Genomic DNA, 21,109 nt, shown 5'->3' with positions numbered 1-21,109 from the left:
GCTCTAGCTTTTGCTGCTTTGGATAAGGGCGAGCGGGGTCAGCTCCCTGCCTTTCCAGTTGAACGGCACTGGCCAGAGCTGTTGTTCAATAGCCGCCGCTCGCCAGAGTTCAGCAAAACTAAGCGCCGCCTGGGGATGGACTGTGTCTGGCGCAAGTAGCGCTAGCGGCCAGAGCACAAATGCGTTCTTCAATGTCTCTGGCCGCGGCAACTCCAGACCATGAAAGTTGCCCACTAGATCGCCATACATCAGTACATCGATATCGAGAGGCAAGCCTTTGCGGTCCGGCGCATAGCGGCCATTGTCGGCCTCAATGAACTTGAGCCGGCGGTCCAGCTCCATCAACGGCAGCGCTGTTGTGCCAGAGACGACAAGGTTAAAAAAGTTGTCGCCCTTGTAGCCGACGGCCAGGCTTTCAAAAACCGGAGAGCATTCCATGCCGCCGAGCATAAGCTCCAGTGCGTCCAGGCCAGCGGTCAGGTTTTGTTCGCGGCGCACATTGCTGCCGAGCCCCAACAGTACGTGAGTCAGCGACATCCGCGTTCGATCTCCACACCCAGGGCCCTGGCACGAGTATTGACGCCCGGCTTGGTCACTCGCAGCCGCAGCCAGGGAATACCAAATTGGCTCATGAGCGCGCTTGCCAGGCGCTCGGCAAAGGTTTCGACGAGTTCAAAGCGCGACGCCTGGGCGAACTCATCGATGGCGACCGTCACCTGAGCATAGTCCAGAGCCTTGTCGAGCTCGTCGTTGACCGCAGCGGGACGAATATCCCAGCCCAAGGTCAGGTCCAGATGCAGGCACTGACGAATTCCGCGCTCCCAATCATAGGCACCGATCAGGGTATCCACTTCCAGCCCTTCGATGAAAACTGTGTCCACGCTACGCTCTCCCACGGCACGACAACTTCACGGCTGGCCGTTAGACTCAGGAGCTCCCTGCCCCGGATGGATGCCATGTTCTGGCAATTAATACTGCTCGCCTATCTGACCGGCTCGCTGTCTTTCGCCATTCTACTCAGTCGCCTGACTGGCGCACCCGACCCGAGGGTCAGCGGGTCGGGCAATCCCGGTGCTACCAACATGCTGCGCTTGGCCGGCAAGGGCCTGGCCATCAGCACCCTGCTCGGTGATTTGTTCAAGGGGCTGTTGCCCGTCCTGCTCGCCGCAACGCTTGGCCTGACGATCGAACAACAAGCCTGGATCGGACTGGCGGCAGTTATTGGGCATCTTTATCCACTTTATTTTCGCTTCCGGGGCGGCAAAGGCGTCGCTACAACAGCCGGCGCCCTGCTCGGCCTGCATCCGCCCACCGCGGCTTTGGCGCTGATCATTTGGTTGGTCGTCTTCAAATTCAAGCGCACCAGCTCACTGGCCGCACTGGCCGCCTTACCGCTGTGCCTCCCACTGCTTGCCTGGCAACAGCCTGAGGCAATATGGCCTATGGCCCTGCTAGCTGCGCTCATCGTCTGGCGCCACCGGAATAATTTGCGCGACCTGTCGGTTGGCAAGGAGCGACACTTCTAGCCTCCCGGCATTCATATCGCCGGCAGCGTCTCCATTGGCCAACGCGCCTGTACCGAAATTTCAGGGCCATCACGCTGCCCAGCCAGCAACCGCTGGCAACCGGCATAAGCAATCATCGCCCCGTTATCCGTACAGAAACGGGGCCGGGCATAAAACACCTGTCCTTTCACTTCATGCAGCATCGCTTCAAGGCTGCTGCGCAGCGCGGTGTTGGCGCTCACGCCTCCGGCAATAACCAGGTTTTTCAGTCCCGTCTGCTTCAGCGCACGGCGACACTTGATCGTCAGGGTGTCGACCACCGCCTGTTGAAACGCCAAGGCGACATCACAGCGGGTCTGCTCGCCATCGTCCCCAGCGTTACGGCAGTTTTGCCAGGTTGTCAGGGTGGAGGTCTTGAGCCCGCTGAAACTGAAGTCCAGACCTGGCCGGTCGGTCATGGGTCGTGGAAAGACGAAACGCCCGGGCGTACCTTGCTCGGCGAGCAGAGCGATCTCGGGACCACCGGGATATCGCAGACCCATCAGTTTGGCCGTCTTGTCGAACGCCTCACCGGCCGCGTCGTCAACCGACTCCCCCAGCAGCTCGTAACGACCGATCCCATCGACCCGGACCAGCTGCGTATGCCCGCCGGAAACCAGCAGCGCCACAAACGGAAATGCCGGCGGCTGCGCTTCTAGCATAGGGGCCAACAGATGACCTTCCATATGATGTACACCGACTGCTGGAACGCCCCAGGCAAATGCCATCGCCTGCGCACAGGAAGCGCCGACCAGCAAGGCACCAACCAGACCGGGGCCGGCGGTATACGCAACGGCATCAATGTCGCTGGATTCGCGTCCAGCCTCGGCGAGCACCTGACGGATCAGCGGTAGCATTCGTTTGACGTGATCGCGCGAGGCCAGCTCAGGCACGACGCCGCCATAGACACGGTGCAGGTCGATCTGACTGAACAATGCATCAGCCAGCAGCCCCTGCCCGCTGTCATAGAGCGCGACGCCAGTTTCATCACATGAAGTTTCCAGCCCCAGCACCAGCATGGGCACGACCCTTTCGAAGAAGCGAATGAAGCCGCGCATATTAATCGTCGGGGCCGGCGACCGACCAGCGCTTTTCGATCAGGGGGCTTTGCATTCCAAGCGGCAAGGCGTTAACATCCGCAACCCTTAAAACCAGCGTGCTCGCGATATTTGCCGAAGCGCGTTGTAACCGGTAAACAAGTGAAGGTACGTCCTGGATGCCCAACGTTAAAGTCAAAGAGAACGAACCATTCGACGTAGCTCTGCGTCGCTTCAAGCGTTCTTGCGAAAAGGCCGGTGTTCTGGCCGAAGTCCGCAGCCGTGAGTTCTACGAAAAGCCTACTGCCGAGCGCAAGCGTAAAGCCGCTGCCGCAGTTAAGCGTCACGCCAAGAAAGTGCAGCGCGAACAGCGCCGTAGCGTTCGCCTGTACTGATCCAGTACAGCTGACGCTGCATCAAGCCCGGCCAATGCCGGGCTTTGCATTTGAAGGAGACTCCGCTTCGCCAGCCGGCGAATGGTCGGAGTTTTTTTCATTCCGGCCCGAACACTGCGAGCGTATTCTCATACCCCTATGGCCGGCTTGATCCCGCAATCTTTCATTGATGACCTGCTCAACCGCTCCGACATCGTCGAGGTGGTGAGTTCGCGCATTCAATTGAAAAAAGCAGGCAAGAACTACACCGCGTGCTGCCCCTTCCACAAGGAAAAGACCCCGTCCTTCAGCGTCAGCCCGGACAAGCAGTTCTACTATTGCTTCGGCTGTGGCGCTGGCGGCAATGCGCTCGGCTTCATCATGGATCACGACAGCCTGGAGTTCCCCAAGGCTGTTGAAGAGCTGGCAAAACGCGCCGGGATGGAAGTACCGCGCGAAGAAAGCGGACCGGGCCGCAAGCCCCGTCAGCCCGTGGACTCCCCGCTATACCCGCTGCTTGAGTCCGCAGCCGAATACTACCGACATGCACTCAAAGGTCACCCGGCGCGCAAGGCTGCCGTGGAATACCTCAAAGGTCGCGGACTATCGGGCGTAATCGCCAGAGATTTCGGCCTTGGCTTTGCGCCGCCCGGCTGGGATAACCTGATGAAGCACCTGGGCGGCGACACGCTTCAACACAAAGCAATGATCGATGCCGGCCTGTTGATCGAGAATGCCGAGACCGGTAGAAGCTACGACCGTTTCCGCGATCGGGTCATGTTCCCTATTCGTGATAGCCGCGGACGGGTCATAGCCTTCGGCGGCCGCGTACTGGGCGACGACAAACCTAAATATCTGAACTCACCCGAGACACCCGTCTTTCACAAGGGACAGGAACTCTATGGGCTTTTCGAGGCACGCAAAGCCAACCGCGACCTGGATGAGATCATAGTCGTCGAGGGCTACATGGACGTAATCGCGCTGGCCCAGCAGGGGCTGCGCAACGCTGTTGCCACACTGGGCACAGCCACCAGCGATGAACACCTCAAACGCCTTTTTCGCATCGTTCCCAGCGTGCTGTTCTGCTTCGATGGAGATGGAGCAGGCCGCAAGGCGGCGTGGCGCGCACTGGAGTCGACACTGCCGAATCTGCAGGACGGCCGCCGTGCACGCTTTCTCTTTCTACCCGACGGAGAAGACCCGGACAGCCTGGTTCGCCGCGAAGGAACCGACGCGTTTCTGGCCCGCACCCAGCAACAAGCTCAACCGCTGGCCGACTACTTTTTTCAGCAGCTCAGTGAAGAAGCTGACCCTCGCTCGCTGGAGGGCAAGGCTCACCTGGCCACGCTGGCTGCGCCGCTCATCGAAAAGATTCCAGGTACCAATCTGCGCGCATTGATGCGACAGCGACTGGGCGAAATAACCGGCCTGCATAGCGAAGCGCTTCAGCAGATGAGCGCTTCACCGTCGAGCGCCGCGCCGGAATACGACGACAGTATTTACTACGGTGCAGGATCCGGGCACGACGAAGGCGACTACTACGCACCCGCGGAACCAGCTCAGCCGAAACGTAACGGCAATAAAGAATGGAAAAAAGACTGGAAAAAGCCTGGTCAGCGTCCAGACTTCAAACCACGCGGACCACGAACGCCGGCCACGGTGGAACCACCAGCCCTGACCACGCTGCGCACACTATTGCATCATCCGGAGCTCGCCCAGAAAGTAGAAGACGCCAGCCACTTTGCAGCTGAAGACGACACCTACGCACAACTGCTCGTGGCGTTGCTCGGCACGCTTCAGAAGAATCCCAAGCTGCGCAGCCTGCAACTGATCGCGCGCTGGCATGGAACCGACCAAGGGCGTCTATTACGCGCGCTTGCCGAGAAAGAATGGCTAATCTCGGCCGATAACCTTGAACAACAGTTTTTCGACACCATAACTACCCTGGCCGCCAGACAACGCGAACGCAGCCTCGAGACGCTGCTGCGTAAAGCACGCCAGGGTGAACTCAGCGCAGAGGAGAAAGATCAGCTGCGCAACTTGCTAAATCGCAACTCAGCACCCGCAATATCGACCTCAACTGGCGCGTGAGGTCCTTGCTCAGCTATAATGCTCAGCTTGTTTTCAGCCCGCCAGAACCGTCAGTGGATAGGGTTATATGTCCGGAAAAGCGCAACAGCAGTCCCGCCTCAAAGAATTGATCCAGCGTGGCCGTGAGCAGGGTTACCTGACTTACGCCGAGGTCAATGACCACCTACCGGAGGATATTTCCGACCCGGAACAGGTGGAAGACATCATTCGCATGATCAACGACATGGGTATCAATGTATTCGAGGTTGCCCCGGATGCCGATGCCCTGTTGCTGGCCGAAGCCGATACCGATGAAGCTGCAGCAGAAGAGGCCGCTGCGGCGCTCGCCGCTGTAGAAACCGACATCGGCCGCACCACCGACCCAGTGCGCATGTACATGCGTGAAATGGGCACCGTCGAATTGCTGACCCGCGAAGGCGAGATTGAAATCGCTAAACGCATTGAGGAAGGCATTCGCGAGGTGATGAGCGCAATTGCCCACTTCCCGGGCACAGTCGATGGCATTCTTGCCGACTACGAGCGCGTCACCACCGAAGGCGGCCGCCTATCTGACATCCTTAGTGGCTACATTGATCCTGACGACGACGGCGCTGCCGGCCCGCAGGTAGAGGTCGAGCCCGTCGCTCCGCAAGCGGCTGCCAAAGCGGCCGGTGACGACAAGGACGACGAAGAAGAAGACGATTCCGACAGCGACGAAGAAGAAGGTGACGGCGGTCCGGATCCGGAAGTCGCTCGCGTTCGCTTTGGTGCCGTTGCAGAACAGCTGGACGTCGCCAAGAAAGCGCTGAAGAAACACGGCCGCGGCAGCCAGCAGGCAACCGATGCCCTGCAAGAGCTGGCAACGCTGTTTATGCCGATCAAGCTCATCCCCAAGCAATACGATGCGCTGGTAGACCGCGTACGCAATGCCCTGAGCCAGGTTCGCGCTCAGGAACGCGCCATCATGCAGATTTGCGTGCGCGATGCACGCATGCCTCGCGCTGACTTCCTGCGCCAGTTCCCCAGCAACGAGACCGATCTCGGCTGGGCAGACAAGCTAGCCGGCGGCAAAGGCAAATACGCCGAAGCCATCGCCGAGCGCAAGGACGAGATTCAACGCTGCCAGGAGAAGCTGCTGGCGCTGGAAGCAGAATGCGAACTGCTGATTACCGACATCAAGGACATCAACCGTCGCATGTCGATCGGTGAGGCCAAGGCCCGCCGCGCGAAGAAAGAAATGGTTGAAGCGAACCTTCGACTGGTTATTTCGATCGCCAAGAAGTACACCAACCGAGGCCTGCAATTCCTCGACCTGATCCAGGAAGGCAACATCGGCCTGATGAAGGCGGTGGACAAGTTCGAATACCGTCGCGGCTACAAGTTCTCGACTTACGCCACCTGGTGGATTCGCCAGGCGATTACTCGCTCCATTGCTGACCAGGCGCGGACCATCCGTATCCCTGTGCACATGATCGAGACAATCAACAAGCTCAACCGCATCTCCCGTCAGATGCTGCAGGAAATGGGCCGCGAGCCCACGCCCGAAGAGCTTGGCGAGCGCATGGAAATGCCTGAGGACAAGATCCGCAAGGTCTTGAAGATCGCCAAAGAGCCAATCTCCATGGAGACGCCGATTGGTGACGATGAAGACTCGCACCTGGGCGACTTCATTGAAGACTCCGCCATGCAATCGCCAATCGACGTGGCGACTGTGGAGAGCCTCAAGGAAGCCACTCGCGAAGTCCTCTCCGGCCTCACTGCCCGTGAAGCCAAGGTACTGCGCATGCGCTTCGGCATCGACATGAACACCGACCACACCCTCGAGGAAGTCGGCAAGCAGTTCGATGTCACCCGTGAGCGGATTCGTCAGATAGAAGCCAAGGCGCTGCGTAAGCTGCGCCACCCGACGAGAAGCGAGCATCTGCGCTCCTTCCTCGACGAGTGAACCAAAACCCCCGGCCCAGGCCGGGGGTTTTGCTTTCAGCCAGATAAAACAACGACGTACACAAGCTGCCCTTGGCGCACGCCCAACACCACCGGTATAATCCGCCGGCCTCTGAGGGCCTATAGCTCAGTTGGTTAGAGCAGAGGACTCATAATCCTTTGGTCCACGGTTCGAGTCCGTGTGGGCCCACCAACTCCAAAGCCGCGCACTGCGCGGCTTTTTCATTTTTATCAGCTCGTAAGGGCGGGCGACACCCATGACGACAAGCGCGCTAATCGTTAATAACTAAAGCGCATATAAACAACATAAAACGATTCTAGACTCTCTAAGCAACGCCCTCTATCGTGCGCGCAAAGCCGCTGTCTGCAGGCGCTCGCTGCGCCACGTTAAGGACGTTCATGCTCTTCGAATCGCTGCCGCTTCTGTTTGTCTGCGCCTTGCTGCTCTGGGTGCTGGTGTCGTTCGTGCGAGAGACGTGGAGCCCGGATATCGTTGTGGCGATCGCAGTGGCTGTGCTGATTGCAAGTCAGTTGCTGACGCCCGCCGAAGTGCTTGGCGTGCTGTCGAACTCTGCCCCCGTCACCATTGCCTGCATGTTCGTGATTTCCGCAGCCCTCGAGCGCACCGGCTGTATCGATGCGCTGGGCAATTGGCTCGGCGGCTTGGTGGGCACCAGCCCGACGCGTGTACTCGGCGGCCTGACAATAACGGCGCTGGTCATATCAGCCTTTCTCAACAACACGCCAGTGGTGGCTATCCTGACGCCGGTAGCGATTTCGCTGGCCAAGCGCGCCGGCACCACGCCGTCAAAGCTGCTGATCCCTCTTTCCTACGCCACCATCCTGGGCGGCACGCTGACGATGATCGGCACCTCGACCAACATTCTGGTCGACGGTGTGGCGCGCAAGGCCGGGCTTCCGCCGTTCGGCATGTTCGAAATCACCGGCGCCGCGCTGATTCTGGCCGCCGCTGGCATGCTTTACATGCTGACCATCGGCAAGCATCTGCTGCCGGAGCGCGACACCCTGTCCAAGCTACTCGGCCCTCGTCTGGACCGCACCTTCATGAGTGAGCTGCGGGTACCACAGGGCTCCCCGGTCATCGGCAAGAGTATCGCCGAGGCGAACCTCAACGGGGGTAGCGGGCTGCAGGTTCTGCAAGTGAGCCGCGGCGTGCACCTGCACAGCCGGCCCGAGCATGACTTCAGCTTGCAGGCAGGCGATGTGCTGGTGATTCACGGGCAGGTCAAGGACGTGGTCGAGCTGCGTGGCAGCGGTCATCTCACGTTCAATCGTGACGATGCCTTCGAGACGATCAGCAGCGATGACGAAGTGCTCGCCGAAGCCATCGTAGGGCGCAATTCGCGTTACAGCCACAGACCGATGCGCGACCTCGACCTCCGGGCGCGCTACGGAATCAACGTGCTAGCGGTGCACCGCCAGGATGAAAATATCCAGGGAAACCTCGACGATTTTCAGCTGCAGTTTGGCGACGTGATGCTGGTGGAAGGCACACCTGCGCAGATCAAGCGTTTTGCCGACAACGGTGAGCTGATCAGCCTGAACGCTGTGCAGGAACGTTCGTTTCGCCGGGACAAGGCGCCGATCGCCATCGGCGCCACGCTGGCGGTCATGCTCCTGGCCGCGTTAGGCGTGATGCCGATCGAGGGGCTGGCAATCATGGGGGCCGCCGCGGTGCTGGCGACACGCTGCCTGGATGTCGAAGACGCCTATAAAGCAGTGGACTGGAAGATTCTCAGCCTGATCTTCGGCATGCTCGCCATCAGCGTAGCGATGAACAAGGTCGGGCTGGTCGAACTGATCGTCTCCAACGTCGTGGGGCTGACGCCCTGGGCTGGGCCGCTGTTCATGCTGAGCTTCATCTACCTGTTTACTTCGGTGCTGACCGAAATTCTGTCGAATAACGCTGTTGCCGTACTTGTCACTCCGATCGCCATCGGCCTCGCTCAGCAGCTCGGCATTGATCCCCGTGCGTTCGTCGTCGCGGTTATGTTCGCGGCAAGCGCCAGCTTTGCGACGCCCATCGGTTACCAGACAAACACGTTCGTCTACAACGCCGGCGGTTACCGCTTCACCGACTTTCTCAAGGTTGGCATTCCGCTGAACCTGCTGCTGTGGGTCGTTGCAACGCTGGTGATTCCGCTGTTCTGGCCGCTGACGCCTTTGTAGCTGAAGCGTCGGACGCGCGGCCGAGCATGACTGGTTGCGCTGGCGCCAGCTTGATATTTGCTCGGGCTGCCTCAAATTAAGCAACGATACGCCATCGCGGAGACTCTCATGAGCGCCCTCATCGTCCCCTGTGCGCACTGCGCCGGGCTCAACCGCATCCCTACCGAGCGATTGGCCGAAGATCCACGCTGCGGTCGCTGCAAATCAAACGTGTTGACCGGCACACCTTTCGACGTGAACCAGGCGAGCTTCGCCAATCAGATCAAGGGCGATTTGCCGTTGCTTGTGGACGTGTGGGCCAGCTGGTGCGGGCCTTGCCGGAGTTTCGCACCTACTTTCGCCCAAGCCGCCAGCCAATTGAAGGGACGTTGCAGGCTGGCGAAGCTGGATAGCGAGGCAACCCCGCAGCTGTCAACACAGCTCGGCATCCGTTCGATCCCAAGCCTGATTCTCTTCAAGAATGGACGTGAACTTGCCCGCCAGAGCGGCGCACTGCCATTGCCGCAGCTGCTGGCATGGCTCAAGCAGCAGGGTGTTGACTAGCTTCAGCGTAGGCGCCTTTACCGCGGCTAATCTGTCTGCGGCATGACAGCCTTCCATCCGAGAGCCCCTTACAGGAGAGGCAGGCGTTCGAACGCTCGATGCAATACGGGCGCAGGCTGCACCATTGACGATCACACGATACGCACGCGACGCAACCTTTTACAGACCGTGCGCTAAGTCTCCGGTTCCGCCGAACGGCCGTACCTTTTATCCGGATAGCTGAAGCAACGTTTGCCTCGGTCCAGGCACGATTGGATAATGCCGCCATTTTCACGGCAGACATTTACCGATAGTCGCTGCACAGGGACGTCGACACGCCAATAACAAGGCTTCGGATGAGCCGGTGAGTTCTCGCGTGATTCAATTCGATATAGATCAATGGCAGGCCTGGGCGCCGGGTTTAGCCTGCGCTGATGACTGGGCGACCTGGGCTCGGGATCCGTTCGACCCGCAATCCGTGGATGCTCAACCTGATGTAAGTTTTTTGCCGGCGATGCAACGGCGACGGCTGAGTCGACTGGCACGCATGGTCTTTGCCGTGGCCACTCCGCTGGCGACGGGTCGGCCACCGATGCCACTGGTTTATGCCTCACGCCATGGTGAAACCGCACGCACCTTCGCCATTCTCAACGATCTTGCCAATGGCGAGCCGATGTCGCCGACCCAGTTCAGCCTATCAGTGCATAACGCAATCATTGGGCTCTGGTCGATTCAGCAACAGGACACGAGCGAGATGACGTCCCTGGCTGCCGAAGGTGATGGCCTCGAACATGCAGTTCTCGAAGCGTCGCTGCTGCTCGCCGAAGGCGCGCCAGCCGTGCTGGTGGTAATTGCCGAGGACGAGACGCCGGGGGTCTATGCTCCATGGATCAGCGATGTTCCTTTCCCCTACGCCGTCGCATTACTGCTCAAGCCGGGTTGCACCTGGCAATTGAGTCTTGAAACCGCTGATCAACAAAGGCCCCGGACACAGCGACCGCATGCCATCGAGCTGCTCGGTGCGCTGTTGAACGGCCAAACCACTTTTCAGCATCAATGGGAGAGACGCCAATGGAACTGGCAGCAGACTCATTGAACAACCGCCCCAATGCGCCGTGGCTATGGCGTCTGATTGCGACGGGACTGTCGTTCACCTTGTTCGGGCTGGGCGGGCTCTGCCTGCGCGTTGTGGTGTTCCCATTGCTGGCACTGCTACCCGGCGACGCCGCAGCCCATCGTTGCCGCGCGCGCAAAACGATCAGCCGGTTGTTCTGGCTGTTCGTCCAGTTCATGTACCGCAGCGGCGTGCTGACCTATGAGGTCGAGGGCGCGGAACGCCTTGGGCGACCAGGTCAGCTGGTGATCGCCAACCACCCTTCGCTGATCGACGTAGTAGTGCTGATTGCCCTGATCCGAGATGCCAACTGCGTGGTCAAGCAAAGCCTTTGGGAGAACCCCTTCACCCGCGGTCCGATTCGCGCGGCGCAATACATCAGCAACAATGGCAGCGCCGAGATGCTCGATGAGGCCGCTGACGCATTGCAACAGGGCCAGACACTGATCATTTTTCCCGAAGGCACCCGAACCACACCCGGCCAGGCGCCGCAGTTTCACCGAGGCGCGGCATCGATTGCGTTACGCGGCGCCCGCCTGGTGACGCCGGTGGTCATCACGGTGTCACCGACCACCCTGACCAAGGCCGAGCCCTGGTACCGCATTCCGGCAAGACGTTTTCATTTCCATCTGCGAGTCGGTGAGGATATCGACCCGCAGGTGTTCGCCGCACGGGGAGCGGCGCCCATCGCTTCACGGCGACTCAATGACCATCTGCATCGACACTTCATAAAGGAGCTCGCACTCGATGAGCCAACTACAGCTTGAAATCAAGCAACTGATCATCGACGCCCTGGGTCTGGAAGACCTCGGCCCGGACGACATCGGAGCCGATCAGCCATTGTTCGGCGAGGGGCTGGGGCTCGATTCGGTCGATGCACTGGAGCTGGGTCTGGCAATCCAGAAGCGCTTCGGCATCAAGATCGACGCTGACGCCAAGGACACCCGCAAACACTTCGCCAGCGTCGACAGCCTGGCCGCCTACGTTAGCGCCCATCGCGCCGTCGCCTGAGGAGGCCTCCATGAACAGCCGTACAGAAATATTCCAGACCCTTCGCGATGCGCTGGTCGAACTTTTCGAGCTCGACCCCGAGCGCATCAGCCTCGAAGCCAACCTTTATCAGGACCTTGAGATCGACAGCATCGACGCGGTCGACCTGATTGATCACATCAAGCGCCAGACCGGCAAGAAGATCGCCGCAGAAGAATTCAAGTCGGTGCGCACCGTCGGCGATGTCGTGGAAGCGGTGTATCGCCTGGTCAATCCGGAAACCGCTTGAGCCACCTTTAGAACGGCCCTGCCGCTGCCCTGACGACTGATCGGGCGACGCCAGGGTCGCATCGCAAACGGACACCACCCGCATGCAATCATCCGCACGCACAGGCAAGGCGAATGCCGGCCGGCTGATAGGTCTCGGCCTGCTGCTGGCCGGCCTCGCCTACCCGTTTGTCGTGTATCTGGGCCTGGAGCACTTGTCGCCCCGGCTGTTTGCCCTGCTGCTCGGTGCGCTGTGGCTGGCCAGATTGCTCAGCGGCAGGCAGACGCCGATCAACCGCACACTGGCGATCGTAGCGCTGCTGTTCTGCCTGCTTTTGGGGCTGGCCGGCGAGCCTGCGCTGCTGCGCTGGTACCCGGTGCTGATCAGTCTGGCCCTGCTCGGGCTCTTCGCCGGCAGCCTCGTTTACGGTATGCCGATCATCGAGCGACTCGCGCGGATTAGCGAACCGGAGCTTCCCGCCGCTGCCGTGCGCTACACACGGCAGGTGACGTGGGTCTGGGTGGGTTATTTCATCATCAACGCCAGCATTGCCAGCGGTCTCGCGCTGTGGGCACCGCTGAGCTGGTGGACGTTGTACACCGGGCTGATTGCCTATCTGCTGATGGGGCTGCTGTTTGCCGGTGAGTGGCTGGTGCGCCAGCGAGTCAGGAAGGATAAATGAACTGGATTTCCCTGGAACACCTGCTCGTTCAGGCCCCCAAGTCGCGTCTGATCGCGCTGGAACCTGCGCTTGAGCACGCCGAATTACGCCAGCAGGCACTGCGCCTGGCGGCCGGGCTGCGCAATCGCGGTATCGCCCGGCTCGCCATACACCTGGAGGATGCAGGCGAACTGGCCGTCGCACTGCTTGGTGCCTGGCGTGCAGGGGTGACCGTACTGCTGCCGGCTGACCTGCAACCGGCGAGCCGCTCACGACTGGCTCATCAGGCCGATCTCTGGCTGACCGATCATGACGGCGACGCCAAGATTGCCGAGCTGCTGAGCGAGCCGTTGGACGCGGCGAAGCTGGATCTTGACCAGTGCCGCCTGCTGCTCTGCACCTCAGGCTCCAGTGGCGAGCCAAAACTGATCGACAAACGCCTGCGCCAGCTGGCCAATGAAGTGGAAATTCTCGAAGCCTGCTGGGGCGCCGATCTCGGCGAGGCCTGCGTGATATCCAGTGTCGCTGCGCAGCATATCTACGGCTTACTGTTTCGCGTGCTCTGGCCACTGTGCGCCGGGCGCCCCTTTCTGCGCCGCGCCCAGCCTTTCTCCGAAGACATCCAGCTCGCCAGTCGTCAGCATCCGAGCTTCTGCTGGGTCGCCAGCCCGGCGTTGCTCAAGCGCATGGGTGACAACCTCGATTGGCCAGCCTTGCGCAGCGTACGGAGGGTGTTCTCATCGGGTGGGCCGCTCGATGGTGATGCCGCGCTGCGGCTGCATGAACGTCTCGGGCAGCTGCCGACCGAGATCTACGGCAGTTCCGAGACCGGCGGCATCGCCTGGCGTCAGGGTGGCAGTCTGTGGCAGCCCTTCCCTGGCGTGCAGCTGAGTCAGGATGAACAGGGGGCGCTGCGCATCGCCTCACCTTGCCTGCCGCCTGGGCATGTCGAGCAGACGGCAGATGCGGCACGAATCGAGGAGGATGGACGCTTCGAGCTGCTTGGCCGGCTGGATCGTATCGTCAAGCTGGAAGAGAAACGTATCTCGCTGCCGATGCTGGAAAGCGCACTGGCCGCGCACCCCTTCGTCAGCGAAGCCCGGCTGGGCGTAGTCACTGACAACCGCGCCTACCTCGCCGCACTGGTGGCACTAAGCGAGGCTGGGCTGCATGCCTTGCGCAATGGCGGTCGCCGCGCACTGACCGAAACCCTGCGCAAACACTTGGCCGACCACTGCGAAGCGCTGGCCCTGCCGCGACGCTGGCGATTGCTGACGCGGTTGCCCAGCAACACCCAGGGCAAGCTGCCACAGGCGCAACTCGACGCACTGCTGCAAGCGCCGCGCCCGCTGCATCCCGAGCGGCTCGGCAGCACCGAGGAAGATGGCCAGTGGCGGCTCGAACTGGCGATTCCGCCGGACCTGGCCCATTTCACCGGGCACTTTCCGCGCACGCCGGTTCTGCCCGGCGTGGTGCAGATCGACTGGGCCATTGGTCTTGCTCGCGAGCTGATCGACGATCTGCCGCCATGCTTCAAAGGCATGGAGGTGCTGAAGTTCCAGCAGCTCGCCCGACCGGGTGACCACCTGAGCCTGACGCTGCGCTTCGACCGCGAACGCAACAAACTGCACTTCGCATACCGTAACGGCGAGGCGTCTTGCTCGTCCGGCCGCATTCTGCTGGGAGAACACCCGTGACTACCCTCGCCTCCAACGCACCCGCTGTACTCCCCGCATCCGCCGAGGCCGACGTTCATCAGCAGCTGTCGCTGCTTATCGATGATGACTGGTTCAAGCCCTGCGCCGTAGTGCCCGTGTACAACCATGAACTGAGCCTGCCTGCAGTCATCGCTGCGCTGCTGGCCGAAGACCTGCACTGCGTGCTCGTCGATGACGGTTCCAGCCCAGCCGCAGCGCAGGTTATGGACGAGCTGGCGCGACATCCCTCTGTCCACCTGCTGCGTCATGCTCATAATCAGGGCAAGGGCGCAGCGGTGGCTTCCGGACTGCGCGAAGCGCATCGCCTGGGTTTCAGCCATGCGCTGCAGGTCGACGCGGACGGCCAGCATGATCTGAACACCGTGCCCTTGTTTCTCGACCGTGCGAGCCAGGCACCGGACGCCATCATCTGCGGTTATCCCGAATACGACTCAAGCGTGCCAAAGGGCCGGCTCTATGCCCGTTACCTGACTCACGTGTGGGTCTGGATCAACACGCTGTCGATGTCGATTCGAGATTCGATGTGCGGCTTCCGCGTTTACCCGCTGCCTCAGACGCTGGCATTGCTCGACTCGACCGCGCTGGGCAAACGGATGGACTTCGATACCGAGATCCTGGTGCGCATGCATTGGCGCCAGCAACCAATGGTCTGGTTGCCTACTGGTGTTCACTATCCAGCCGACGGGATCTCCCACTTTCGCCTATGGCGCGACAACGTCCTGATCTCGTCCATGCACGCGCGACTGTTCGGCGGCATGTTATTGCGTGCACCAAAGCTGCTCTGGTGCCGGTGGCGCAGATGAGCCAGAAGGCTGCAGCTGACTCCCACTGGGCCGGACACCGTGAGCGCGGCAGCTTTGCGCTGATGAGGCTCACCGCATGGGCCGTGCGCGTACTGGGGCGAAAGCCCATGGTGCCGCTGCTCTACCTCATCGTGTTGTACTTCTATCTGTTTGGTCGCAGTGCGCGAAACAGCGCCTGGACCTATCAGCGCAACCTTGCCAGCTGGAGCGGGCGAGCTGATCTGACGCCCAGTGCAGGGTCGGTGTATCGCCAGTTCATGGCCTTTGCCGACACTCTGCTGGACAAGCTCGATGTCTGGGGTGGGCGGTTGTCGCTGGATCGGCTCGTCCTGCATGACGATGCGGACCTGCATTCCGTACTCAAGGCACCACGCGGCCAACTGCTGGTCGGCTCGCACTTGGGCAATCTCGAGATCTGCCGAGCACTGGCAGAACTGGGCCGCAAGGTCGAAATGAACGTACTGGTCCACACTCGCCATGCTGAACACTTCAATCGGCTGCTGAGCGAATCGGGGGCTAACAACTTGCGACTGATTCAGGTCAGCGAACTCGACCCCGCAACCATGATGGAGCTGTCGCAGCGGCTTGACGCGGGCGAATGGCTGGCAATTGCCGGTGATCGGGTCCCGCTTCACGGCGCACGCATTGCGACTGCGGATTTCCTGGGCCAGCCGGCCTACTTCCCACAGGGACCATGGCTGCTGGCGGGCTTGTTGCAATGCCCGGCGAATCTATTGTTTTGCCTGAAGCACGGCCAAAAATTCCATGTACACCTCGAACCCTTCGCAGAATGCATACAATGGCGCCGCGGCGAGCGCGATGCGATCGTGCAGCAATGGGTGCAGCGCTACGCGGACCGCCTGGCGGCGCGCTGCCTGGAAGCGCCCTTGCAATGGTTCAACTTCTACCCTTTCTGGAACACCCATGAACAACGCTGAGCCTGTGATCTTTGGTGAACTCCATCTGCGCATCGAAGATCTGCTAGCGGTCGCCCAGGGCCGGGCGCCGGCGCACCTACAGTCGGATACCGCCTTTCGCGAGCGGATCGCCCGTGGTGCCCAGTTTCTCGACACCCTGCTCGACCGTGAAGGGGTGATCTACGGCGTCACCACCGGCTACGGCGATTCATGCGTGGTGGCGGTGCCGCTGCATCAGGTCGAAGCGTTGCCGCAGCACCTGTTCACCTTTCACGGTTGCGGCCTGGGCAAGCTGCTCGACGCCGAAGCCACGCGGGCGGTGCTGGCTGCACGCCTGCGCTCGCTGACCCATGGCATGTCCGGGGTGCGTATCGAATTGCTTGAACGCATGCAGGCGTTCCTCGAACACGACGTGCTGCCGCTGATTCCAGAAGAAGGCTCAGTGGGCGCCAGCGGTGATCTGACGCCGCTCTCCTATGTGGCCGCTACCCTGGCCGGCGAGCGTGAAGTGATGTATCGCGGCGAGCGTCTCAGCGCTGCAGATGTGCATAGACAGCTCGGATGGACGACGCTGACCCTGCGTCCCAAGGAAGCCCTGGCGCTGATGAATGGCACCGCCGTGATGACAGGCCTGGCCTGCCTCGCCTATGCCCGCGCGGACTACCTGCTGAAACTGGCGACCCGTATCACCGCGCTCAATATCGTCGCGCTGGAAGGCAATCCTGAGCATTTCGATGAGCGCCTGTTTGCCGCCAAACCGCACCCGGGACAGATGCAGGTAGCCGCCTGGATTCGTCAGGACCTGGCCATCGAGGCGCCCACCGCACCCTTGCATCGCCTTCAGGATCGCTACTCGCTGCGCTGTGCTCCGCATGTGCTCGGGGTGCTCGCCGACAGCCTCGGCCTGCTGCGGCAGTTCATCGAAACCGAACTGAACAGCGCCAACGACAACCCGATCATTGACGCCGAGAACGAGCGCGTACTGCACGGCGGCCATTTCTACGGCGGTCACATCGCCTTCGCCATGGACAGCCTGAAGAACCTGGTCGCCAACGTCGCCGACCTGCTCGACCGGCAACTCGCGCTGCTCGTCGACACCCGCTACAACCACGGCTTGCCGAGCAATCTGTCCGGCGCGCCAGCAGCCACGGCCATGATCAATCATGGCTTCAAGGCCGTGCAGATCGGCGCCAGTGCCTGGACCGCCGAAGCGCTGAAAAACAGCATGCCGGCCAGTGTCTTCTCGCGCTCGACCGAGTGCCACAACCAGGACAAGGTAAGCATGGGCACCATTGCTGCGCGCGATGCGCTTCGCAGCCTGGAGCTGACCGAGCAGGTCGCGGCGGCCACCCTGATCGCCGCGAATCAGGGCGTCTGGCTGCGTCAGCGCCAACCCGATGCGCGCGCGCTGCCGGCACCGCTCGCGCCGATGCACAACGCGCTGGGCGAAGACTTTCCACCACTGATCGAAGACCGTGCGCTGGAAAGCGAACTGCGCCTGTGCCTCGAACGAATTCGTGCCCAGCATTGGGGGCTTTATGCGTAAGGAAGGTGTATTGCAGGCCGAGGCGGAAATCCTCGTACCGTTCTTTGATGTCGACTCTATGGATGTCGTCTGGCACGGGCATTACGTCAAGTATTTCGAGATTGCGCGCTGCGCCCTGCTCGACCGCATAGGCCATAACTATGTGCAGATGAGGGAAGCCGGCTACGCCTGGCCCATCATCGACATTCAGCTGCGCTACGTACGCGGCGCCCGCTTCAACCAGCGCATCATCGTCCGCGCCGATCTGGTGGAGTGGGAAAACCGTCTGAAGATCAACTACCTCATCACCGACGCCGAAACCGGCGAACGCATGACCCGCGGCAGCAGCGTACAGGTCGCTGTAGAGATCTCCAGCCGCGAGATGCTGCTGGCTTCGCCGAACGTCTTCGTCGACGCCGTGGAACGGGCACTTCAATGATCAAACTGAGAGTCCGGATCCTGCTGTCGCTGGGCCTGCTGTTCGCAATGACAGCGGCTCACGCCGATGCCTTCGATCTGAATCAGCTCCGCCGCCAGCTCAGCGAGCCGGAAGTTGTGCGCGGTAGCTTCACTCAGGAAAAGCACCTGCGCGCCCTGCCCCAGCCGCTGGTCAGCACCGGCACCTTCGTCCTGGCCCGGGACCTCGGCCTGCTCTGGTTGCTGCGCGAGCCGGTGCGGCAAGACTATCGCATCAGCGCCTCGGGCATCTCGCGACGCGACGACAGTGGTTGGCAGCAAAGTGATCAGCAGGGTCCCGCGGCTCGTCAGAATGATCTGTTTCTTGCCGTGCTGCATGGCGATACCGAAGCGCTGCAGCGCGACTTCGACCTGGAGCTGAGCGGCAGCGCCCAAGCCTGGGCGCTTACGTTGACGCCACGTTCGAAGCTGCTCGGGCAGATTTTCACCCGCATTCTGATCCAGGGCAGCATCACCGCCGAGCGCGTTGAACTGCTCGAAACCCAGGGCGACAGCACCGTGATGGTGATGAGCGACATTCAGATCGACGATCAGCTGGACCCCAGCGACCTTCATGACCTCGCCAACTGACAAAGCGCTCAGACTACCGTCCTGGCTGACCTCGCTGTTCTTCCTCGCGTTGCTCGGGCTTGTGGGGCTGACGGCCTGGCAATGGCGAGACGGCCCGCCGGTCAGCGCCAATCTCCTGCAACTGCTGCCCAGTGGCGCACCGGGCGAACTGGAGCAGTTGGCCGAGAAACGGGTTCAGGAACCGTTGAACCGCGACCTGATGCTGCTGATCCATCATCCGGATGAAGAATTGGCCCTCTCGCTGGCAGCCGAAGTCTCGGACAGGCTCCGTGCCAGCGGCTTGTTTGCCGATATCCGCCGCTCCGTGCAGGCCGATCTGCCAGCGTTGCGTCAGCAATTGCTCGACCAGCGCCTGGCACTGCTCGGTCGCGCCAGCCGTGAATCCCTGATCGCCGCCCCCGAGGATTTCATCGAGCAGCGACTGCAGCGCCTGTACAGCCCATTCGAAGGCACCAGCCTGATTCCCGCGGAGCAGGACTGGTTCGGCCTTGCCGATCTGGCGCAGCGCCAGCTGCCGCAACCCGGTCACGTCCAACCGCGGGTCGACGGGTTGCTGGTAGCCGAACATGAAGGTCAGCGCTGGGCGGTGATTCATGCGCAAACGCACGGCAATGCGTTCGATGATCAGCTGCCGCTTCTGGTCGACGATGAAGTCAAAGCAGCCCGACACCTGGTTGAGGCGCAGCACGGTGAGCTGCTAGCCGCGGGCGGAATGCTGCACGCGGCGTATGGGCAACGCCAGGCACGCGAGGAGGCAAGCCTGATCGGGAGCATTTCGCTGGTCGCCACGCTCGCATTGCTGCATCTGTTGTTTCGAACCCCGCGCGTGCTGCTGGTGGTGCTACCGGTGCTGGTGGGGGCCCTAAGCGGTGCCGCTGCCTGCGTCGCGATGTTCGGCCAGATCCACGTACTGACACTGGTACTCGGTGCGAGCTTGGTCGGCGTAAGCATCGACTTCCCTCTGCACTACCTCTCCAAGAGTTGGACACTGCAGCCCTGGCAGGCTTACCGGGCCCTGCGCTTGACACTTCCAGGCCTGGCCTTGGCGCTGGCAACCAATATCATCGGCTATCTGGCCATGGCATTTACCCCATTTCCGGCGCTGGGCCAGGTTGCGGTGTTTTCCGCTGCCGGGTTGCTCGGCGCCTTTGCATGCGCAACCTGTCTGTTACCCGCACTGCTAACTGCCCCACTGCAGCCCTGGGCGGCACCGCTTGGCTGGGCCCGACGGGGGCTCGACATTCGCCAGACGCTGCTGCGGTGGGTTCCGTCGCCCTGGCTGCTGGCCGTGTTCGTGGTGTTCTGCATCGCGGGAATCAGTCAGGTGTCGTTTACCGATGACCTGCGCCAGTGGGTCAGTCGCGCCCCAGTGCTGCAGCAGCAGGCACAGCGGATTGGCCAGATCACCGGCTTTGAGCCCACCAGCCAGTACTTCCTGGTGCATGCGGACAATCCTGACGAGCTGCTGACACGTCAGGAGGAACTTAGCATGCGTCTCGATGAGCTGGTTGCTGATCAGCAGCTGCATGGTTATCTCGCGCTGAGCCAACTGGTCGCACCGGCCGCCTCCCAGGAAACCCTGCATCTGGCACTGCCGCGCTTGCTGGAAGTGAGCCAGCCCCTGCTGGATCTCGGTGTCACCGCAGCCATGCTGCAGGCTGAACTTGCCGAGCTGCTGACTGAGCCGGTAACCAGCCTTGATCAGGTGCTGGCAGGGCCAATCGCCGAGCCCTGGCGTCCGTTATGGCTGGGCACGCTACCCGACGGATCGGTTGCCGGTCTGATCACCTTGCAGGGTCTGCGCGACAGTTCGGCCCTGCATGGGTTGGCTGAAGGTATCGCCGAAGCCAGACTCATAGACCGGCCTGCCGAACTCAATCGCTTGTTTGCAGAAACCCAGCGTCACGCTGCTTTACTCAAGCTGCTCGCTGCAGCGCTGATTTTTGCCCTGCTGTGCATGCCGTTCGGCTGGCGCGGCGCGGCGCGTTGTCTTGCAGTTCCGCTGCTGGCAGCCCTTGGCAGCCTGGCGTGTCTGGGCTGGTTGGGTCAGCCATTGACCCTGTTCGGCCTCTTCGGCCTGTTGCTTGTCACCGCGATCGGGGTGGACTACGCCATCCTCATGCGCGAGCGCATCGGCGGCACTGCGGTGAGCTTGGTTGGCACCCTGCTGGCCGCCGTTACCACATGGTTGTCGTTTGGCCTGCTGGCCTTGTCGAGTACGCCCGCTGTAAGCAATTTTGGTCTCGCGGTGGGGCTCGGGCTGGTGTTCGCGTTTCTGCTGGCGCCCTGGGCGGCAGAGCCCGAAGAGAAGGCCGCATGCTGAGTCGCACCAAGTTGCCCGCGCGCTTTACTGCCGGCGCTAGCCGCGCGGCTGCCCGCTCAGTG

At 61.4% G+C, this 21,109-nt stretch carries 21 protein-coding genes and 1 tRNA gene; 19 read left to right on the top strand and 3 right to left on the bottom strand.

Features of this window, described 5'->3' with window-relative positions; genetic code table 11:
* Positions 1 to 3 precede the first annotated feature (3 nt).
* Both folK and folB read right to left on the bottom strand, forming a co-directional pair.
* Positions 4 to 537, bottom strand: coding sequence for a 2-amino-4-hydroxy-6-hydroxymethyldihydropteridine diphosphokinase (folK, locus tag NA619_RS05300; protein WP_255960677.1), 534 nt, complete (start codon positions 535 to 537; stop codon positions 4 to 6).
* Positions 528 to 881 carry a dihydroneopterin aldolase gene (gene folB / locus NA619_RS05295; protein ID WP_255960676.1) on the bottom strand — a complete coding sequence of 118 codons (354 nt, stop codon included), beginning with the start codon at positions 879 to 881 and terminating at the stop codon, positions 528 to 530. Before folB ends, folK begins: the two co-directional genes overlap by 10 nt.
* A 75-nt stretch (positions 882 to 956) precedes the next feature.
* Between folB and plsY the strand changes: the two genes are divergently transcribed.
* Complete coding sequence (gene plsY, locus NA619_RS05290; RefSeq protein WP_255960674.1) at positions 957 to 1,526, top strand: glycerol-3-phosphate 1-O-acyltransferase PlsY; 570 nt, start codon at positions 957 to 959, stop codon at positions 1,524 to 1,526.
* Between the two features lie 11 nt (positions 1,527 to 1,537).
* Here plsY and tsaD read toward each other — a convergent pair whose 3' ends face one another.
* Complete coding sequence (gene tsaD, locus NA619_RS05285) at positions 1,538 to 2,563, bottom strand: tRNA (adenosine(37)-N6)-threonylcarbamoyltransferase complex transferase subunit TsaD (RefSeq protein ID WP_255960836.1); 1,026 nt, start codon at positions 2,561 to 2,563, stop codon at positions 1,538 to 1,540.
* A gap of 197 nt (positions 2,564 to 2,760) precedes the next feature.
* Between tsaD and rpsU the strand changes: the two genes are divergently transcribed.
* The 18 genes from rpsU (at position 2,761) to NA619_RS05195 (ending at position 21,047) form a co-directional block, all read left to right on the top strand.
* Positions 2,761 to 2,976 (top strand): 30S ribosomal protein S21, encoded by a 216-nt coding sequence (rpsU, locus tag NA619_RS05280; RefSeq protein ID WP_003283508.1) that lies wholly within the window; start codon positions 2,761 to 2,763, stop codon positions 2,974 to 2,976.
* Between the two features lie 138 nt (positions 2,977 to 3,114).
* Positions 3,115 to 5,046, top strand: coding sequence for a DNA primase (gene dnaG, locus NA619_RS05275; RefSeq protein WP_255960672.1), 1,932 nt, complete (start codon positions 3,115 to 3,117; stop codon positions 5,044 to 5,046).
* A 67-nt stretch (positions 5,047 to 5,113) separates the two neighbouring features.
* On the top strand, positions 5,114 to 6,970 hold the full coding sequence (gene rpoD / locus NA619_RS05270) for an RNA polymerase sigma factor RpoD (RefSeq protein WP_255960670.1): 1,857 nt from the start codon (positions 5,114 to 5,116) through the stop codon (positions 6,968 to 6,970).
* Positions 6,971 to 7,085: 115 nt separating this feature from the next.
* Positions 7,086 to 7,162: transfer RNA gene (locus NA619_RS05265), tRNA-Ile, on the top strand.
* A 206-nt stretch (positions 7,163 to 7,368) separates the two neighbouring features.
* A complete protein-coding gene (locus tag NA619_RS05260; RefSeq protein WP_255960669.1) occupies positions 7,369 to 9,159 on the top strand; it encodes an SLC13 family permease in 1,791 nt (596 codons plus the stop codon).
* 108 nt (positions 9,160 to 9,267) lie between these two features.
* The gene (trxC, locus tag NA619_RS05255) at positions 9,268 to 9,702 is read left to right on the top strand and encodes a thioredoxin TrxC (protein WP_255960668.1); all 435 of its coding nucleotides are present in this window, start codon (positions 9,268 to 9,270) and stop codon (positions 9,700 to 9,702) included.
* A 355-nt stretch (positions 9,703 to 10,057) separates the two neighbouring features.
* Positions 10,058 to 10,777: a beta-ketoacyl synthase chain length factor gene (locus NA619_RS05250; RefSeq protein WP_423836804.1), complete on the top strand. Its 720-nt coding sequence runs from the start codon at positions 10,058 to 10,060 to the stop codon at positions 10,775 to 10,777.
* Positions 10,753 to 11,562 carry a lysophospholipid acyltransferase family protein gene (locus tag NA619_RS05245; RefSeq protein ID WP_255960666.1) on the top strand — a complete coding sequence of 270 codons (810 nt, stop codon included), beginning with the start codon at positions 10,753 to 10,755 and terminating at the stop codon, positions 11,560 to 11,562. The genes NA619_RS05250 and NA619_RS05245 overlap by 25 nt, the downstream gene beginning before the upstream one ends.
* The gene (locus NA619_RS05240; protein WP_255960664.1) at positions 11,543 to 11,806 is read left to right on the top strand and encodes a phosphopantetheine-binding protein; all 264 of its coding nucleotides are present in this window, start codon (positions 11,543 to 11,545) and stop codon (positions 11,804 to 11,806) included. Before NA619_RS05245 ends, NA619_RS05240 begins: the two co-directional genes overlap by 20 nt.
* 10 nt (positions 11,807 to 11,816) lie before the next feature.
* A complete protein-coding gene (locus tag NA619_RS05235) occupies positions 11,817 to 12,074 on the top strand; it encodes an acyl carrier protein (RefSeq protein WP_255960662.1) in 258 nt (85 codons plus the stop codon).
* 82 nt (positions 12,075 to 12,156) lie between these two features.
* Entirely contained in the window at positions 12,157 to 12,735 is a 579-nt protein-coding gene (locus NA619_RS05230; protein WP_255960660.1) for a hypothetical protein, read from the top strand.
* Positions 12,732 to 14,411: an acyl-CoA synthetase family protein gene (locus NA619_RS05225; protein WP_255960658.1), complete on the top strand. Its 1,680-nt coding sequence runs from the start codon at positions 12,732 to 12,734 to the stop codon at positions 14,409 to 14,411. The genes NA619_RS05230 and NA619_RS05225 overlap by 4 nt, the downstream gene beginning before the upstream one ends.
* Positions 14,412 to 14,488: 77 nt before the next feature.
* On the top strand, positions 14,489 to 15,235 hold the full coding sequence (locus NA619_RS05220) for a glycosyltransferase family 2 protein (protein WP_255960835.1): 747 nt from the start codon (positions 14,489 to 14,491) through the stop codon (positions 15,233 to 15,235).
* Positions 15,232 to 16,173, top strand: coding sequence for a glycosyl transferase (locus NA619_RS05215; RefSeq protein ID WP_255960657.1), 942 nt, complete (start codon positions 15,232 to 15,234; stop codon positions 16,171 to 16,173). The genes NA619_RS05220 and NA619_RS05215 overlap by 4 nt, the downstream gene beginning before the upstream one ends.
* Complete coding sequence (locus tag NA619_RS05210) at positions 16,160 to 17,698, top strand: HAL/PAL/TAL family ammonia-lyase (protein ID WP_255960656.1); 1,539 nt, start codon at positions 16,160 to 16,162, stop codon at positions 17,696 to 17,698. Before NA619_RS05215 ends, NA619_RS05210 begins: the two co-directional genes overlap by 14 nt.
* On the top strand, positions 17,691 to 18,116 hold the full coding sequence (locus NA619_RS05205) for an acyl-CoA thioesterase (protein ID WP_255960654.1): 426 nt from the start codon (positions 17,691 to 17,693) through the stop codon (positions 18,114 to 18,116). The genes NA619_RS05210 and NA619_RS05205 overlap by 8 nt, the downstream gene beginning before the upstream one ends.
* Positions 18,113 to 18,724 carry an outer membrane lipoprotein carrier protein LolA gene (locus NA619_RS05200; protein ID WP_255960652.1) on the top strand — a complete coding sequence of 204 codons (612 nt, stop codon included), beginning with the start codon at positions 18,113 to 18,115 and terminating at the stop codon, positions 18,722 to 18,724. Before NA619_RS05205 ends, NA619_RS05200 begins: the two co-directional genes overlap by 4 nt.
* The gene (locus NA619_RS05195; RefSeq protein WP_255960650.1) at positions 18,708 to 21,047 is read left to right on the top strand and encodes an MMPL family transporter; all 2,340 of its coding nucleotides are present in this window, start codon (positions 18,708 to 18,710) and stop codon (positions 21,045 to 21,047) included. The genes NA619_RS05200 and NA619_RS05195 overlap by 17 nt, the downstream gene beginning before the upstream one ends.
* The last annotated feature ends 62 nt before the right edge of the window (positions 21,048 to 21,109 follow it).

This window comes from Stutzerimonas stutzeri (assembly GCF_024448895.1).
In the GTDB taxonomy this organism is placed as follows: domain Bacteria; phylum Pseudomonadota; class Gammaproteobacteria; order Pseudomonadales; family Pseudomonadaceae; genus Stutzerimonas; species Stutzerimonas stutzeri_Q.
The sequence above is the reverse complement of the archived record's forward strand: the minus strand, read 5'-3'. Positions and strand labels throughout refer to the sequence as shown.

Excerpts from the sequence above, each read along its gene's own strand:
- folK (WP_255960677.1), bottom strand. The coding sequence starts at position 537 with ATGTCGCTGACTCACGTACTGTTGGGGCTCGGCAGCAATGTGCGCCGC.
- plsY (WP_255960674.1), top strand. The coding sequence starts at position 957 with ATGTTCTGGCAATTAATACTGCTCGCCTATCTGACCGGCTCGCTGTCT.
- tsaD (WP_255960836.1), bottom strand. The coding sequence starts at position 2,563 with ATGCTGGTGCTGGGGCTGGAAACTTCATGTGATGAAACTGGCGTCGCG.
- rpsU (WP_003283508.1), top strand. The coding sequence starts at position 2,761 with ATGCCCAACGTTAAAGTCAAAGAGAACGAACCATTCGACGTAGCTCTG.
- dnaG (WP_255960672.1), top strand. The coding sequence starts at position 3,115 with ATGGCCGGCTTGATCCCGCAATCTTTCATTGATGACCTGCTCAACCGC.
- rpoD (WP_255960670.1), top strand. The coding sequence starts at position 5,114 with ATGTCCGGAAAAGCGCAACAGCAGTCCCGCCTCAAAGAATTGATCCAG.
- NA619_RS05260 (WP_255960669.1), top strand. The coding sequence starts at position 7,369 with ATGCTCTTCGAATCGCTGCCGCTTCTGTTTGTCTGCGCCTTGCTGCTC.
- trxC (WP_255960668.1), top strand. The coding sequence starts at position 9,268 with ATGAGCGCCCTCATCGTCCCCTGTGCGCACTGCGCCGGGCTCAACCGC.
- NA619_RS05245 (WP_255960666.1), top strand. The coding sequence starts at position 10,753 with ATGGAACTGGCAGCAGACTCATTGAACAACCGCCCCAATGCGCCGTGG.
- NA619_RS05240 (WP_255960664.1), top strand. The coding sequence starts at position 11,543 with ATGAGCCAACTACAGCTTGAAATCAAGCAACTGATCATCGACGCCCTG.
- NA619_RS05235 (WP_255960662.1), top strand. The coding sequence starts at position 11,817 with ATGAACAGCCGTACAGAAATATTCCAGACCCTTCGCGATGCGCTGGTC.
- NA619_RS05230 (WP_255960660.1), top strand. The coding sequence starts at position 12,157 with ATGCAATCATCCGCACGCACAGGCAAGGCGAATGCCGGCCGGCTGATA.
- NA619_RS05225 (WP_255960658.1), top strand. The coding sequence starts at position 12,732 with ATGAACTGGATTTCCCTGGAACACCTGCTCGTTCAGGCCCCCAAGTCG.
- NA619_RS05215 (WP_255960657.1), top strand. The coding sequence starts at position 15,232 with ATGAGCCAGAAGGCTGCAGCTGACTCCCACTGGGCCGGACACCGTGAG.
- NA619_RS05210 (WP_255960656.1), top strand. The coding sequence starts at position 16,160 with ATGAACAACGCTGAGCCTGTGATCTTTGGTGAACTCCATCTGCGCATC.
- NA619_RS05205 (WP_255960654.1), top strand. The coding sequence starts at position 17,691 with ATGCGTAAGGAAGGTGTATTGCAGGCCGAGGCGGAAATCCTCGTACCG.
- NA619_RS05200 (WP_255960652.1), top strand. The coding sequence starts at position 18,113 with ATGATCAAACTGAGAGTCCGGATCCTGCTGTCGCTGGGCCTGCTGTTC.
- NA619_RS05195 (WP_255960650.1), top strand. The coding sequence starts at position 18,708 with ATGACCTCGCCAACTGACAAAGCGCTCAGACTACCGTCCTGGCTGACC.